Below are 14,642 nucleotides of genomic sequence, written 5' to 3'. Positions count from 1 at the left end.
CCCGGAGGATGCCGCGCCGCGGCGCGGTGGCAGAGCGCGGCCGGTCTACGATCGGGCCGTGAAGTCCGCGACCGCCCTCGTGCTGGCGTGCGTGGGTGCGCTCGGAGCGGCGGCGGGCATCGGTCTGGCCGCCGCGGTGGCCATTCCTCCGAGTCTGGCGAACCTCGGGGCGACGGTGTACGAGGCGCCGACCGAGGTGAGCATCGCCGATGCGTCGGTGAGCCTCACCGCGCCCGCCGGCTGGATCGTCCGCCGCCCCCCGTTCGACGACGATGAGCTGACGCTCACGAGCCCCGACGGGCGACTCGAGATCGCGGTCACCGAGCTGCGGGGCGGCTTCGACACCGCCTACGCCGACCTCGCCCGCGACGGCGGCGCGCAGGACGCCGCGCCCGTGACCGAAACCCTGTCCTCGGGCGCGCGAGCCCGGCACGCCGAGGTCTCAGACCCCGACGGCGGCGTCGTGCTGGCCGCCGTGGGCGATGAGCGAGGCCCCGTCAGCGCCGGCATCGTCGCACGCGTCACCGAGGCCGGCGTCGCCGATTACCGCTACGCGATCGCCGAGGTGCTCGACACCGTGCGAGTGGCGTCGTGAGCCGCTCTCGGTCGCGCCGGCGGGGCGTCCGGCGCGTCGCGCTGCCGGTCGTCCTCGTCGGTGCGCTCGCGCTGGTCGCGTGCGCACCGGCGACGGATGCCGCGTGGCAGCCGGCCGCGTTCCCGGCCGCCCGCGTGGCGGTCGTGGAGTTCCCCGCCGCCATCGACCCGGCGACGGTTCCGGCGCTTCGTCCGATGCGGATCCGCAACGACGACGTGGGGGTCCAGGCCCGGGTCGCCCTGCTCCCCGGTCAGGCGCCCCTCAACGACCGCCTCATCGGCGCTCTGCGCGAGGCGATCGCCGGGCGTGAGGCGGCCACCGGTATCAGCTACTCCCCACAGGTGCAGCCCCGCGGAGCCGGGCTCGGCGAGCGGATGTGCGTCGGGGGATCGACCCGCCTTCCGGCATCGGAGCTGCTCGCCGACCCGCGGCTGGGGCCCGTGAACGGCACGGGCACGGCGGTCGCGTGCGATATCGTCACCGCCGCTGGTCCGTACCTCGGCGTTCGGGTGCGGACGGTCTCGGGAGATGCCGCGGCGATCAGCGGTGACACCTCAGCCACCCTTTACACCGACCTCCGCACCGGCGAAACCGTCGCGGCCGACGCGCTCTGGGCGGCCGAGGCGGGTCCGGCACTGTGGGGCGACATCGTCGAAGCGCTCCGCCGTGACGCGGGAGCGCTGAGTCTCGCCCCGGTGCAGCCGCCGGACGAGGCCGGGCTCGCCGTCATCGGTGCCGCGCTCGCTCGCTCGGTCCCGGTCGCAGAAGCCGTCGTCATCGAGGTGCGGGCGGGGTTCAGCCCGCCCGAGCTCCAGGCGCTCGGCATCGCCGCGACGACCGAGCCGATGGCGGTCGCCGTTCCGCGCGAGGTCGCGGCGCCCTACCTCACGCCGTTCGGAGTGGGCCTGGTCGACGCCGTGGTATCCGCTCTTCCCTACGAGGCCCCCGCGGCCGTCCCCGCGGGCGCCGAAGCGATCGACTGCGAGCTGGTGCCCTGCGTGGCGCTGACCTACGACGACGGGCCCTCCGAGTACACCGCCGGGATCCTCGACGAGCTGCGCTCCCGCGGGGCCGCGGCGACGTTCTACGTCATGGGGGAGAAGGCCCGCGGGTGGGCCGACACGCTCCGCCGCATGCGCGACGAGGGGCACGAGATCGCCAACCACTCGTGGAATCACCCGAGCCTCCCCTCGCTCACCGACGAGCAGGTGGCCGCGCAGCTGCGCGACACCAGCACCGCGATCCAGAACGCGGTGGGCACCCGCCCGACGAGCTTCCGCCCGCCCTACGGCGAGTACAACCAGAACGTGCTGCGGATCGCGGGCCTTCCCGCGATCCTCTGGGACGTCGACACGTTCGACTATCAGCGTCCCGGGGTCGACACCCTCATCGCGCGGGCCGTCGACGCGCCGCGCCCCGGCTCGATCGTGCTGATGCACGACATCCACCCCGGAACCGGGGCCGCGGCCGCCGCCACCTACGACGGTCTGCTCGACCGCGGCTTCTCGCTGGTGACCGTGACGCAGATCTTCGAGGGCGACCTGCCGAGCGCCGGCGCGTGGACCTCGGGGCGCTGATCACGACAGCGACCTCGAACGGAGCGTCGGAAAGTCAGGCGCCGAGCAGGGCCTCGATCGGTCCGCGGGCGAAGTACACGACGAAGCCCGCCGAGACGATCCACAGCAGCGGGCTGATCTCCCGTGCCTTCCCGGCGAAGACCCGCACGACCACCCACGACACGAAGCCCGCGCCGATGCCGTTGGCGATCGAGTAGGTCAGGGGCATCACCGTCACGGCGAGGAAGACGGGGAGCAGCACCGAGAAATCGCTGAAGTCGATCGCCCGGATCTGCGACATCATCAGCGCGCCGACGATCACCAGCGCCGCCGCGGCCACCTCCGTCGGCACGATCGACACGAGCGGCGTGAAGAACATCGCCATGAGGAAGAGTCCACCAGTGACAAGATTCGCCAGCCCCGTGCGGGCTCCCTCACCGATGCCCGCACCGGATTCGATGAAGACGGTGTTGGACGACCCGGACGTGTACCCGCCGGCGACCGCCCCCACACCCTCGACGATGAGGGCCGAGCGCAGCCGCGGGAAGTTCCCCTGGGCGTCGGACAGCCCGGCCTCCTTCGCCAGGCCCGTGAGGGTGCCCATCGCGTCGAAGAAGTTCGTGAAGACCAGGGTGAAGACGAGCATGAGGGCGGCGAGGACGCCGATACGGGCGAAGGCGCCGAACAGATCGACCTGTCCGACGAGCGCGAGATCGGGAAGGCTCACCCACTGCGCGGGGAGCTCCGGCACCGACAGCCCCCAGCCGCCCGGAGCATCGACGGCCGAGCCGAGGTTCCACACCGCCTCGACGATGACCGCGACGACCGTGCCGCTGACCAGCCCGATGAGGATGCCGCCCCGCACCCGGCGCGCCATCAGGATGCCGGTGAGCAGGAGCGTGAACACGAACACCAGCGTCGGCACCGTGGCGATCGAACCCTCCACGCCGAGCCCGACCGGGGGCGAGCCGACGCCGGTCGAGGTGACGAAACCGGCGTTGACGAATCCGATGAAGGCGATGAACAGGCCGATGCCGACCGTGATGGCGAGCTTCAGCTGCAGGGGCACGGCGTCGAAGATCATGCGGCGGAGCCCCGTCGCTGCCAGCAGCACGATGATGAGGCCGTTGATGATCACGAGGCCCATCGCCTCTGGCCATGTCACCTCGCCGACGACCGACACGGCGAGGAAGGAATTGATGCCGAGGCCCGCTGCGAATCCGAACGGGAGGCGGGCGACGAGGCCGAACAGGATCGTCATCACGCCCGCCGTCAGTCCCGTCACCGCGGACAGCTGAGCGAAGTCGAGGCTGTTGCCGTCGACGTCGACGCCGCTGGAGAGGATGATCGGGTTCAGGATGACGATATAGGCCATCGTCACGAACGTGACCACCCCGCCGCGCACCTCGGCCGCGACCGACGAGCCCCGCGTGCTGATCTCGAAGAACCGCTCGAGCCGGCCCTTCGAGACGTCGTCGTCGCGCCGGTTCGATGTCCTGGCGCCGGTCGTCGGCATGTCGGATGTGTTGCTCACTAAGACCTCCCCCTCGACGTTAGCCGGTTCTGCCGTTGCCGATCGGTAGGGTCGTTGAGGCATGCAACGCTTTGTGGTCGCCCTTCTCGCCGCCGTCGACGCCGCCATCGCGGCGGCGGTCGGCCTTGCGCTGATCCTCGCGCCGGCCACGCTCCTGTGGGTCTTCGGGTTCGGCACCGCCGCGGACTGGTCGGCGCTCTGGCCGGCGACGGCGTCGGTCTGGCAGCTCGGTCACCTCGTGCCGCTCGAGATCACCCTTCCGCCGATCTACCTCACCGCGGCCGGCATCGACGAGTCCGCGGCATCCTTCTCCCTCTCGTTGGCGCCTCTCGCCCTCGCGACCCTCACCGCCGTGCTCGCCGCGCGGACGGGCGTGCGCGCCTCCCGGTCGGAGGCGTGGGAGAGCGGCCTCATCGGCGGCATCGTCGTCTTCACCGCCCTTGCCGCAGGTGTCGCCCTCACCGGTGCCAACGCGCTGGCGGCCACGCCGACGGGGCTCGCGATCGCTCTGCCGGCCCTCGTCTTCGCGGTGCCCGCCACCCTCGCCGCTGTCGTCACCGAGTGGCGGGAGGCCGATGTCGGACTCATCGCCCGCGCCCGCGACGCCCTCGAACAGCGCATCGGCGAGTCGGGTCTCGCGGCGGTGTCGGAGACCGCACGCGGCGTCGGAATCGTCGTCGCCGGGTTCATCGGCGCCGGCGCTGCCCTTCTCACCGTCGCCCTGGTCATCCGCGGCCCCCAGGTGGTCGCGCTGTCGCAGGCAGGCAATGCCGACGTGCTCGGCGCGAGCGTCATCGCCCTCGGCCAGCTCGCCTACCTGCCGACGCTCGTGGTGTGGGCGGCGTCGTTCCTCGCCGGACCGGGGTTCGCCGTCGGCGCGGCGACCACCGTCGCCCCGGCCGGCACGCAGGTCGGCGTGCTCCCGCCGGTGCCGCTCCTGGGCGTCATCCCCGAATCGACCACCTCGTGGCTTCTCCTCCTCGCGCTCGTGCCGGTCGCGCTCGGAGCGCTGGCCGGATGGATGGTGCGCTCCCGCCTGGTCGCCGACCACCCGCGGGCCATCGCCGAGGGGTGGGGGCTGCGTTCCACCGTCGCCGGCGCCGTCGCCCTGCTCTCGGGCGGCGCGGCCGCCCTCCTCGCCCTCGCCGCCGGCGGGTCGATCGGCCCCGGGGCGCTGGCACAGGTGGGCCCGGCGCCCGGAGCCGTCGGCCTCGCCGTCGGTGCCGAAGTGCTCGTGGGAGCGGGGATCCTCCTGGCTCTGCCGTCGGCGCGGACGCGCGGCGACGACACGGATGCCGGCGAGTGGCGGGTGTGGCAGCCCGAACCCGACACGGCCGAGGCGGATGGGGGAGGGGATGCCGCGGCCGAGACCGCGCCGGTCGGCGACACGCCGCGGCGCGAGACCCCGGACGACTCCGGTGGTGCGGTCGACCCCGATCAGACCGACACCCAGCCGCTCTTCCCGCACCCCCGGCGCGGCGGGGGCTCGCCGCTAGACTAGGCCGGTGCTCACCGTCGCGGTCCTCATCTCGGGCGCGGGGTCCAATCTCCGGGCGCTGCTGGAGGCGGCGGCCGACGCGCAGTATCCGGCGCGTGTCATCGCCGTCGGCGCCGACCGGGAAGCCGACGGCTTCGCCCACGCCGAGGCCTTCGGGATTCCGACCCTCCTCGTCCCGTGGCGGGGAGCGGCCGAGCGCGAAGCGTGGGGGGCCGAGCTCGACGCCCAACTGCGCGTGTGGCAGCCCGACCTCATCGTGCTGAGCGGGCTCATGCGCCTCCTGCCCGCCGGGTTCGTCGAGGCGTGGAGTCCGCGCATCATCAACACCCACCCCGCCTACCTCCCCGAGTTCCCCGGGGCGCATGCGGTCCGCGACGCCCTCGCGGCGGGGGCGACCGAGACCGGCGCGAGTGTCATCCTCGTCGACACCGGCGTCGACACCGGGCCCATCCTCGCCCAGGAGCGCGTGCCGATCCATCCGGATGACGACGAGCACCGTCTGCACGACCGCATCAAGCCCGTCGAGCGCCGCCTGATGATCGACGTGGTCCGCCGGATCGCGACCGGTGAGCTCGACCTCGCACGCGCTGCGGCCTCCGGGACGCCCGCGTCACCGACATCCGCTCCCGCCTGAAACCCTCGCACCCTCGCACCGAAACCCGCTCGCCTCGAGAAGGAGACCCATGGCCGGCCCGAGTCACGACCCGTCCCTGTACCGCGACCGCGATGTCGTGCCGATCCGCCGCGCGCTGGTGTCGGTGAGCGACAAGACCGACCTGCTGCCGCTCGCCGAGGCCCTCGCCGCAGCGGGTGTCGAGATCGTCTCCACCGGGTCGACGGCGGCGACGATCCGCGACGCCGGATTCCCCGTGACCGACGTCTCGGCCGTCACCGGCTTCCCCGAGTCGCTCGACGGACGGGTGAAGACCCTCCACCCCGCGGTGCACGCGGGGCTGCTGGCAGATCTTCGCCTGGAGGACCACGAGCGCCAGCTCGGCGAGCTCGGCATCGCCGCGTTCGAGCTCGTCGTGGTGAACCTGTACCCGTTCGTCCAGACCGTCGCCTCCGGCGCCGAGGGTGACGCCGTCGTCGAGCAGATCGACATCGGCGGCCCGGCGATGGTTCGGGCGTCGGCGAAGAACCACGCCAACGTCGCGATCGTCGTCTCGCCCGAGTCGTATCCCGCGATCATCGAGGCCGTCCGCGGCGGGGGCACCACCCTCACCCAGCGACGCGAACTCGCCGCCCGCGCCTTCGCGCACACCGCCTCGTACGACACCGCGGTCGCGGCCTGGTTCGCCGAGGGGACGCTCGCCGAGGAAGACCTCCCGGCGCACCTGACGATCAAGGCCGAGCGACTGGCGACCCTCCGCTACGGAGAGAACGCCCACCAGCGCGCGGCGATCTACACCCGCGTCGGCGGGCACGGCATCGCCCAGGCCACGCAGCTGCAGGGCAAGGAGATGTCGTACAACAACTACGTCGACGCCGATGCCGCGCTGCGTGCGGCGTTCGACATGGTCAAGCCCGCCGTGGCGATCATCAAGCACGCCAACCCCTGCGGCATCGCCGTCACCGCGCCGAACGCGCTCGACCCGATCGCCTCCGCGCACCTGCGCGCGCACGAGTGCGACCCGGTGTCGGCCTTCGGCGGTGTCATCGCGGCGAACCGCACGGTGACGCTGAAGATGGCCGAGAACCTGCGCGACATCTTCACCGAGGTCATCGTCGCGCCCGACTTCGAGCCGGAGGCGCTGGAGGTCTTCCGCCTGAAGAAGAACCTGCGCATCCTGCAGCTGCCCGCCGACTGGCGTCAGGAGCGCATGGACGTGCGCCTGGTCTCGGGGGGCCTGCTGCTGCAGGACGCCGACCGGTTCCCCGACGACATCGAGTCGGTCGCGAAGGACTGGCAGCTGGTGTCCGGCGAGCGTCCCGCCGATGACGAGATGACGAACCTCATCTTCGCCTGGAAGGCCTGCCGCGCGGTGAAGTCGAACGCCATCGTGCTGGCGAAGAACTCCGCCACGGTCGGCATCGGCATGGGACAGGTGAACCGGGTCGACTCCTGCCGCCTCGCCGTGGAGCGGGCGGGGGATCGCGTGACCGGCTCGGTCGCGGCATCCGATGCCTTCTTCCCCTTCGCCGACGGGCCGCGCGTGCTCATCGACGCCGGTGTCTCGGCGATCGTGCAGCCCGGCGGGTCGGTGCGCGACGACGAGGTCATCGCCGCCGCGCGCGACGCGGGCGTGACGATGTTCTTCACCGGGGAGCGGCACTTCTTCCACTGAGTCGCGCGCGGGTGGCTTTTCGGCGCGGCGCGCGGGCGCGTCGGCGTCGGCCGCGGGCGGCGTGCGGTCGGCACCGCCCGTCCGGCTTCAGCCGGCCGTCGGGCGGCCGTACTCCTCCAGGAACCGCAGCCACACCTCGCTCACCGTCGGATACGACGGGACCGCGTGCCAGAGGCGCGACAGGGGCACTTCGCCGACGACGGCGATCGTGGCGGAGTGGAGCAGCTCGGCGACATCGGGCCCGACGAACGTCGCGCCCACGAGCACCTCGCGCTCGGTGTCGATGATCGCGCGTGCGCGGCCGACGTAGTCGTCCGACACGGTCGACGCGCCCGCCACCCAGGAGAGGTCGTAGTCGATGACCCGCACCGGCAGACCCGCCTTCTCGGCGGCCGCGGCGGTGAGGCCGATGGAGGCGACCTCGGGGTCGGTGAAGGTCACCTGCGGCACCGCCGCGTGATCGGCGGTGGCGACGTGGACGCCCCAGGGCGCGTCGTCGACCGGCGCACCCTGCGCGCGTGCGGCCATCACGTCGCCCGCGGCACGCGCCTGGTACTTGCCCTGGTGGGTGAGGAGCGCGCGATGGTTCACGTCGCCGACCGCGTAGAGCCAGTCGGTGCCGCGCACGAGCATCGTGTCGTCGACGTCGAGCCATGAACCGGGTTCGAGGTCGACGCTCTCCAGGCCCAGGTCGGTGGTGCGCGGTACCCGCCCGGTCGCGACGAGCACGCGCTCGGCGGCGACCTCCGAGCCGTCGGACAGTTCGAGCACGGCCAGGCCGTCGTCGGCGGCGCGGGCCCGGACGACGTCGACGTTCGTCCGCACGTCGACCCCGAGCGCGCGCAGCGCTTCCTCAACCATCTCCCCGGCGAAGGGCTCGGTGCCTCCGAGGAGCCCCGACCGGGCCACGAGGGTGACCTCCGTGCCGAAACCGGCGTAGGCGGTGGCCATCTCGGCGCCCACGACCCCACCGCCGAGGACCGTCAGGGATGCCGGCGGATGCTGCACCGCGGTCGCATCACGGCTGGTCCACGGTTCGACCTCCCGAAGCCCCGGGATGTCGGGGAGCAGCGCCGCACTCCCGGTGCACACGGCCACCGCGTGGCGGGCGATGAGGATCGTGTCGATCCCGTCGTCGTCGGTGACGACGACCCGCTTCTCCCCGTCCAGGCGCGCGTGGCCGCGGACGAGGTCGATCTTCGCCTTCTGGAGCCACTGCACCTGCGAATCGTCGTTCCACTCGTGGGTGATGCCGTCGCGGCGGCGCAGCACCGCGGAGACGTCGAGTTCTCCGGTCACGGCCTGCTTCGCGCCATCCACCGCCTGCGCCGCCCGCAGCGCCGCGGCGCTGCGCAGCAGCGCCTTGGACGGCATGCACGCCCAGTACGAGCACTCGCCGCCGACCAGCTCCTTCTCGACGATGACCGCCGACAGGCCCCCCTGCACCGCGCGGTCGGCGACGTTCTCGCCCACCGCCCCGGCACCGATGACCACGACGTCGTACTCGCGGGTGATCTCCATGGTCCCGACCCTAACGCCGTGCGCCCGCCCGCGGGCAGGGTTGCGGCCGCTCCCGCGCGGCACGTGCTCCCACCCCGCGCGCGCCGCTTTCCCCTTCCGGCCCGCCGCGCTGCGCGCGCCGCTTTCCCCTTCCGGCCCGCCGCGCTGCGCCGCGCGGCGCACGTCCGTCGCAGAATCGCGCCTCCGTCGCAGAATTCCGGGCGAATCCTGCGACGAAGGCGTCATTCTGCGACGCAGGAGCAGCGCGGAGGGGGTGGGAGGGGGTTGACCGCGCGCCTAAACCGCTTTAGGGTGAGGTATTGAACCGGTTTAGGCGGGGCGGAGCCCGCACAGCGCCGCACGACGACACGAAGAGGTGACGGATGACGCAGCAGAGCCCTCCCACCATCGCCGACGTCGCGCGCCGCGCGGGCGTGAGCAAAGGCCTCGTGTCATTCGCCCTGAACGGCCGCACCGGCGTCGCCCCCGAGACGCGGGAGCGCATCCTCTCCGCAGCCGCCGAGCTCGGCTGGAGCCCGAACCTGCGCGCCCGGTCCCTCAGCGTCGGCCGCGCCTTCGCCTGCGGACTGGTCATCGGCCGCAGCCCCGACGTCATCGCCGCCGACCCCTTCTTCCCGTCGTTCATCGCGGGCGTCGAGGACGAGTTCTCGGTGTCGGGCCAGGTGCTCGTCCTCGCCGCGGCGACCCCCGGCCGCCAGGAGGCCGAGACTTACCGGGGACTTGCCGCCGACAAGCGGGTGGACGGGGTCATCCTCTCCGACCTCCGCGTCGCCGACGAGCGGATCGCCCTCATCGGCGAACTCGGCCTTGCCGCGGTGACCCTCGGCGTCCCCGACGTCGACGGCCCCTTCACCTCGATCTCCGTCGACGACGGCGCCGGGATCCGCCTCGCCGTCGACCACCTCGCCGACCTCGGTCACACCGACATCGCCCACGCGGCCGGCCCCTTCTCGATGCTCCACGGGCGGCACCGCGCCGCGGCGTTCGAAGACGCGGCGGCGGCCCGCGGCATCCGCGCCCGCGTCATCGAGACCGACTTCAGCGCCGCCGACGGCGCCCGCGCCACGGAAGAGCTGCTGGATGCCGCGACGCCGCCGACCGCGATCGTGTACTCCAACGACAACATGGCCATCGCCGGCCTCGGGGTCGCCCAGCGACGCGGTCTCGACGTGCCGCGCGACCTGTCGATCACCGGCTTCGACGACACCGAGATCGGCCGCCACCTCCACCCCGCCATCACGAGCGTCTCCACCGACGCGCGCGGCTGGGGCGCGGCGGCCGCGCGGGCGCTCCTCGAGGCCATCGCCGGCGCGGAGGCCGGCGCGATCGACCTTCCCGACCCCCGGCTCGTCGTGCGCGCCTCCACCGGCGCGCCGCGCGCCTGACACCACCCGCGGGCATCGCCCGCACGCACAAGGAGATGAACATGCGACGACGCATCATTCCCGTGGCGGGAGCCGCCGCGGCCATCCTCGCCCTGAGCGCCTGCAGCGGCGGAGGCGGCGGCGGCGCCGGCGGCATGGACAGCCGTGGTGACATCACGATCTGGTACTCCAACAACGAGGCCGAGATCGCCTGGGCCGAGCAGATGGTCGAGTCGTGGAACGCCGAGAACCCCGACGAGCAGATCACCGCTCAGGAGATCCCCGCGGGGTCCTCCAGCGAGGAGGTCATCAGCGCCGCCATCACCGCCGGCAACGCCCCCTGCCTGATCTTCAACACCTCGCCCGCGGCGGTGCCCGAGTTCCAGCGCCAGGGGGGCCTGGTCGACCTCACCGAGTTCGAGGACGGCGAGGACTACATCACCGAGCGCTCGGGCGACCTCGCCGAGCAGTACCGCTCGGAGGACGGCGGCTTCTACCAGATGCCGTGGAAGAGCAACCCCGTGATGATCTTCTACAACAAGGCCCTCTTCGCCGAGGCAGGCCTCGATCCCGAGAACCCGTCGCTGTCCACCTACGACGAGTTCCTCGAGACCGCGCGCACCCTGAGCGAGGCGGGCGTGGCCGAATACGCGATCAACCCCGCCCCGACGAGCGAGTTCTTCCAGTCGTGGTTCGACTTCTACCCGCTCTACGCCGCCGAGACCGGCGGCACGCAGCTGGTCGAAGACGGCGCCGCGACCTTCGACAGCCCCGAGGGCGAAGCGGTGGCCGACTTCTGGCGCACCCTCTACGCCGAGGGCCTGGCCGGCCAGGAGCAGTACCAGGGTGACGCCTTCGCCGACGGCTACGCCGCCATGGCGATCGTCGGCCCGTGGGCGATCTCGGTCTACGGCGACACGGTGGACTGGGGCTCGGTCCCCGTCCCGACCTCCGGCGGCACCGCGCCCGAGGACACCTGGACCTTCAGCGACGCCAAGAACGTCGGTCTCTTCACCGCCTGCGAGAACAAGGGCACCGCGTGGGACGTGCTGAAGTTCGCCACCAGCGAGGAGCAGGACGGGCTGTGGCTCGAGGCCACGGGCCAGATGCCGCTCCGACAGGACCTCACCGGCACCTACCCCGACTACTTCGCGGCGAACCCCGCCTACGAGCAGTTCGGCGACCAGGCCTCGCGCACCGTCGAGGTGCCGAACGTGCCGAACTCGGTCGAGATCTGGCAGGCGTTCCGCGACGGATACTCCGAGGCGGTGATCTTCGGCGAGGGAGAGATCCCCGCGTTCCTCTCCGACACCGCGACCGAGGTCGACGGTCTGGCGGCGGGAGACTGACATGACCGTCTCCACCGGCACCCCGGGTCAGGGCGCGGTGTCGCGCCCTGACCCGGGGGTGCCCGGGAGTGGCGGCGCGGCGGGGGCAGACCGCTCGAAGGGGATGCTGCGCCGCATCCTGGGTTCGCAACCGCTCGGCCTCATCTTCGCCGCGCCCTATCTGATCTTCATCGGCGTGGTCTTCGCCTACCCCATCGTGTTCGCGGTGTGGATGTCGTTCCACGACTACTTCTTCGCCGCGCCGGGGGCGGTCGTGGACCGGCCGTTCGTCGGGTTCGACAACTACATCGCGGTGCTGAGCGACCCCGACGTCTGGCGGTCGTTCGGCAACGTCGGCATCTTCCTGATCATCAACGTGCCGCTCACGGTGGCGCTGTCGATGCTGCTGGCGACGGCGCTGGATCGCGTCGCTCGCGCCAAGACCTTCTTCCGCGTCGCCTACTACGTCCCCTACGTCACCGCCTCGGTGGCCGTGGTGGCGGTGTGGCTGTTCCTCTTCTCGGGCAACGGCCTGGTCAACACCATCCTCGGGCCCCTGGCTCCCGAGCCGTCGTGGCTGATCAACTCCGCCCTGGCGATGCCGACCATCGCGCTGTTCGTCACCTGGAAGGGGCTGGGGTTCTACATCCTGCTCTACCTCGCGGCGCTGCAGAATGTGCCGCGCGAGCTCTACGAGTCGGTGTCGATGGACGGCGGTGGCCGCATCCGGCAGTTCTTCTCCGTCACGGTGCCGAGCGTACGCCCCGCCACCCTGCTCGTGGTGCTTCTGGCGACGATCACCGGGGCGAATCTCTTCACCGAGCCCTACCTGCTCACCGGTGGGGGCGGACCCAACGGCGCGTCCACCTCGCCGGTGCTCCTGATCTACCAGCGCGGCATCGAGCAGGGGAACCCCGACATCGCCGCGGCGATCGGGGTCATCCTCATCATCTTCGTGCTGATCATCGCGGCGCTCCAGCGCCGCTTCGTGGGAGGGGAGGACCGATGAAACGCGCCCTCGGCAGTTCCGCCGCAATGTACGTCGTGCTGAGCCTGGGTGCTCTGGCGTTCCTCTTCCCCTTCTACTACATGGTGATCGGGTCGCTGCAGACGACGGTGGACCCCTCGCCCGCGGGGGCCTTCCCCGACCCGGGCAACCTCACCCTCGACAACTACGGCGCCATCAACGCGCGGATCGACCTGCTGCAGGGCCTGGCGAACTCGGGCATCTTCACCGGCGGCGTGATCCTCGGCACGGTGGTGTTCGGCGTGCTCGCCGGCTACGCGCTGGCGGTGCTGCACTGGCGAGGACGCAGCGCCACCTTCTCGCTCGTGCTGCTGGTCCAGGTCATCCCGTTCCAGCTGCTGATGATCCCGCTGTACGTGATGATCGCGCGCGACTACGGACTCGCCGACTCCTACGCCGGCATGATCCTGCCGTTCTTCATCAACTCCACCGCGGTCATCATCTTCCGTCAGTACTTCCTGCAGCTTCCCAAGGAGCTGTTCGACGCCGCCCGCATCGACGGTGCCGGCGAGCTCCGGCTGCTGTGGAACGTCGCGCTGCCGCTCGTGCGGCCGGCCCTGCTGACCGTGGTGCTGCTGACCTTCATCGGCCCGTGGAACGAGTTCCTCTGGCCCTTCCTCATCACCAAGGACGCCTCGATGCAGCCTCTGGCGGTGTCGCTGGCGAACTTCCTGTCGAACGTCGCGGCATCCACCGCCAACCCGTTCGGCGCCACTCTCGCGGGCGCCGTCGTGCTCGCCGCCCCCGCCGTCGCGCTGTTCCTCATCTTCCAGCGCTACTTCACAAGCAACGACCTCGGATCCGGAGTGAAAGGATGACCATGACCACCTCCGTACAGACCGTTCCGTATCGGATGACCCGGGTCGGCGTCGTGATGACACCGACCCCGGATGACCCGCAGGAAGCCGAGGGGGTGCTGAACCCGGGCTCCGGTCGGGGGCCCGACGGCACCCTGTACCTCCTGCCCCGACTCGTCGCCGAAGGGAACGTGTCGCGGGTGGGCCTCGCGCGCGTCGTCATCGACGACGGGGTGCCCGTCGGGGTGGAGCGCGAGGGCGTCGTGCTCGAGCCCGACCGCGGGTGGGAGCGGGGCGCCGACAACGCCGGCGTCGAAGACCCCCGGGTCACGTGGATCGAGACCCTCGGGCTGCACGTGATGACCTATGTCGCCTACGGCCCGCTCGGGCCGCGGACGGCGCTCGCGGTCTCGCCCGACCTCCGCCAGTGGCGGCGCCTGGGCCCCGCGCTCTTCCGCTACGACGAGGCGCTAGACATGGACCTGAACCTCTTCCACAACAAGGACACGGTGTTCTTCCCCGAGCCGGTGACCGCGCCCGACGGCACCCTGGCCCTGGCGGTGCTGCACCGGCCCATGTGGGACCTCGGCGAGACCAAGCCCGGGCAGGGGGTGCGGGTGCCGGCCGGAGTCACCGACGAGCGCCAGTCGATCTGGATCAGCTACGTGCCCCTCGACGCCGTGCGCGAAGACATCGCGAACCTCGTGCTGTGGGAGCAGCACCGCTTCGTCGCCGGGCCGGAGTTCCCCTTCGAGGAGGTCAAGATCGGCGGCGGCCCGCCGCCGCTGCGGGTGCCCGAGGGGTGGCTGGTGCTCCACCACGGGGTCACCGGCGTCATCGACAACGCCTTCGCGCAGCAGCAGAAGGTCAACTACGCCGCCGGGGCGCTGCTCCTGGACGCCGACGACCCGAGCCGGGTCATCGCGCGCACCCCCGAGCCGCTGCTGAAGCCCGAGACCGACGACGAGCGCAGCGGCATCGTGCCGAACGTGGTCTTCCCCACCGCGATCGAGGAGATCGACGGGCGTCACTTCGTCTTCTACGGCATGGCCGACTCGAAGATCGGCGTCGCGCTCCTGGAGCGCACCGACGCCCCGACCGACTGACCCCCCGAGCGATCCAGAAGGAGAGAAC

12 protein-coding genes are annotated in these 14,642 nt (G+C 71.8%); 10 read left to right on the top strand and 2 right to left on the bottom strand.

The features are described from left to right. The first annotated feature begins 58 nt into the window (after window positions 1-58). Together MA875_RS13230 and MA875_RS17845 are read left to right on the top strand one after the other, a co-directional pair. The gene (locus MA875_RS13230) at window positions 59-595 is read left to right on the top strand and encodes a hypothetical protein (RefSeq protein ID WP_248242723.1); all 537 of its coding nucleotides are present in this window, start codon (window positions 59-61) and stop codon (window positions 593-595) included. After that, window positions 592-2,172: a polysaccharide deacetylase family protein gene (locus MA875_RS17845; RefSeq protein WP_248242722.1), complete on the top strand. Its 1,581-nt coding sequence runs from the start codon at window positions 592-594 to the stop codon at window positions 2,170-2,172. The genes MA875_RS13230 and MA875_RS17845 overlap by 4 nt, the downstream gene beginning before the upstream one ends. 34 nt (window positions 2,173-2,206) lie before the next feature. On the opposite strand, the gene MA875_RS13220 is transcribed toward MA875_RS17845, so the two are convergent. Next, a complete protein-coding gene (locus MA875_RS13220) occupies window positions 2,207-3,667 on the bottom strand; it encodes an NCS2 family permease (RefSeq protein WP_248242812.1) in 1,461 nt (486 codons plus the stop codon). A gap of 79 nt (window positions 3,668-3,746) precedes the next feature. On the opposite strand from MA875_RS13220, the gene MA875_RS13215 reads away from it, so the two are divergent. Genes MA875_RS13215 through purH form a run of 3 tightly spaced genes read left to right on the top strand, consistent with a single transcriptional unit; the run spans window position 3,747 to window position 7,471 of the window. Then, window positions 3,747-5,186: a cell division protein PerM gene (locus tag MA875_RS13215; protein ID WP_248242721.1), complete on the top strand. Its 1,440-nt coding sequence runs from the start codon at window positions 3,747-3,749 to the stop codon at window positions 5,184-5,186. 4 nt (window positions 5,187-5,190) lie between these two features. Continuing rightward, entirely contained in the window at window positions 5,191-5,817 is a 627-nt protein-coding gene (gene purN / locus MA875_RS13210; protein ID WP_248242720.1) for a phosphoribosylglycinamide formyltransferase, read from the top strand. A gap of 49 nt (window positions 5,818-5,866) precedes the next feature. Then, window positions 5,867-7,471, top strand: a complete 1,605-nt coding sequence (purH, locus tag MA875_RS13205) for a bifunctional phosphoribosylaminoimidazolecarboxamide formyltransferase/IMP cyclohydrolase (RefSeq protein ID WP_248242719.1) — start codon at window positions 5,867-5,869, stop codon at window positions 7,469-7,471. Window positions 7,472-7,558: 87 nt separating this feature from the next. Here the strand turns inward: purH and MA875_RS13200 are convergent, their stop codons facing one another. Further along, the gene (locus tag MA875_RS13200; RefSeq protein WP_248242718.1) at window positions 7,559-8,992 is read right to left on the bottom strand and encodes a dihydrolipoyl dehydrogenase family protein; all 1,434 of its coding nucleotides are present in this window, start codon (window positions 8,990-8,992) and stop codon (window positions 7,559-7,561) included. Between the two features lie 362 nt (window positions 8,993-9,354). Between MA875_RS13200 and MA875_RS13195 the strand changes: the two genes are divergently transcribed. The 5 genes from MA875_RS13195 (at window position 9,355) to MA875_RS13175 (ending at window position 14,614) form a co-directional block, all read left to right on the top strand. After that, on the top strand, window positions 9,355-10,377 hold the full coding sequence (locus MA875_RS13195; protein WP_248242717.1) for a LacI family DNA-binding transcriptional regulator: 1,023 nt from the start codon (window positions 9,355-9,357) through the stop codon (window positions 10,375-10,377). 41 nt (window positions 10,378-10,418) lie between these two features. Continuing rightward, on the top strand, window positions 10,419-11,705 hold the full coding sequence (locus MA875_RS13190; RefSeq protein ID WP_248242716.1) for an extracellular solute-binding protein: 1,287 nt from the start codon (window positions 10,419-10,421) through the stop codon (window positions 11,703-11,705). Between the two features lie 103 nt (window positions 11,706-11,808). Beyond that, entirely contained in the window at window positions 11,809-12,693 is an 885-nt protein-coding gene (locus MA875_RS13185) for a carbohydrate ABC transporter permease (protein ID WP_248242811.1), read from the top strand. Next, entirely contained in the window at window positions 12,690-13,529 is an 840-nt protein-coding gene (locus tag MA875_RS13180; RefSeq protein ID WP_248242715.1) for a carbohydrate ABC transporter permease, read from the top strand. Before MA875_RS13185 ends, MA875_RS13180 begins: the two co-directional genes overlap by 4 nt. A 2-nt stretch (window positions 13,530-13,531) precedes the next feature. Next, window positions 13,532-14,614 (top strand): glycoside hydrolase family 130 protein, encoded by a 1,083-nt coding sequence (locus MA875_RS13175; protein ID WP_372492582.1) that lies wholly within the window; start codon window positions 13,532-13,534, stop codon window positions 14,612-14,614. Window positions 14,615-14,642 lie beyond the last annotated feature (28 nt).

It is taken from the genome of Microbacterium kunmingense (genome assembly GCF_023155745.1).
GTDB lineage: Bacteria > Actinomycetota > Actinomycetes > Actinomycetales > Microbacteriaceae > Microbacterium > Microbacterium kunmingense.
This window is presented reverse-complemented; position numbering and strand designations above follow the sequence as displayed.

Bases quoted from the DNA above. Each gene is read 5' to 3' on its own strand.
- MA875_RS13220 (WP_248242812.1), bottom strand. From the start codon at position 3,667: ATGCCGACGACCGGCGCCAGGACATCGAACCGGCGCGACGACGACGTC.
- MA875_RS13215 (WP_248242721.1), top strand. From the start codon at position 3,747: ATGCAACGCTTTGTGGTCGCCCTTCTCGCCGCCGTCGACGCCGCCATC.
- purH (WP_248242719.1), top strand. From the start codon at position 5,867: ATGGCCGGCCCGAGTCACGACCCGTCCCTGTACCGCGACCGCGATGTC.
- MA875_RS13200 (WP_248242718.1), bottom strand. From the start codon at position 8,992: ATGGAGATCACCCGCGAGTACGACGTCGTGGTCATCGGTGCCGGGGCG.
- MA875_RS13195 (WP_248242717.1), top strand. From the start codon at position 9,355: ATGACGCAGCAGAGCCCTCCCACCATCGCCGACGTCGCGCGCCGCGCG.
- MA875_RS13190 (WP_248242716.1), top strand. From the start codon at position 10,419: ATGCGACGACGCATCATTCCCGTGGCGGGAGCCGCCGCGGCCATCCTC.
- MA875_RS13185 (WP_248242811.1), top strand. From the start codon at position 11,809: ATGCTGCGCCGCATCCTGGGTTCGCAACCGCTCGGCCTCATCTTCGCC.
- MA875_RS13180 (WP_248242715.1), top strand. From the start codon at position 12,690: ATGAAACGCGCCCTCGGCAGTTCCGCCGCAATGTACGTCGTGCTGAGC.
- MA875_RS13175 (WP_372492582.1), top strand. From the start codon at position 13,532: ATGACCACCTCCGTACAGACCGTTCCGTATCGGATGACCCGGGTCGGC.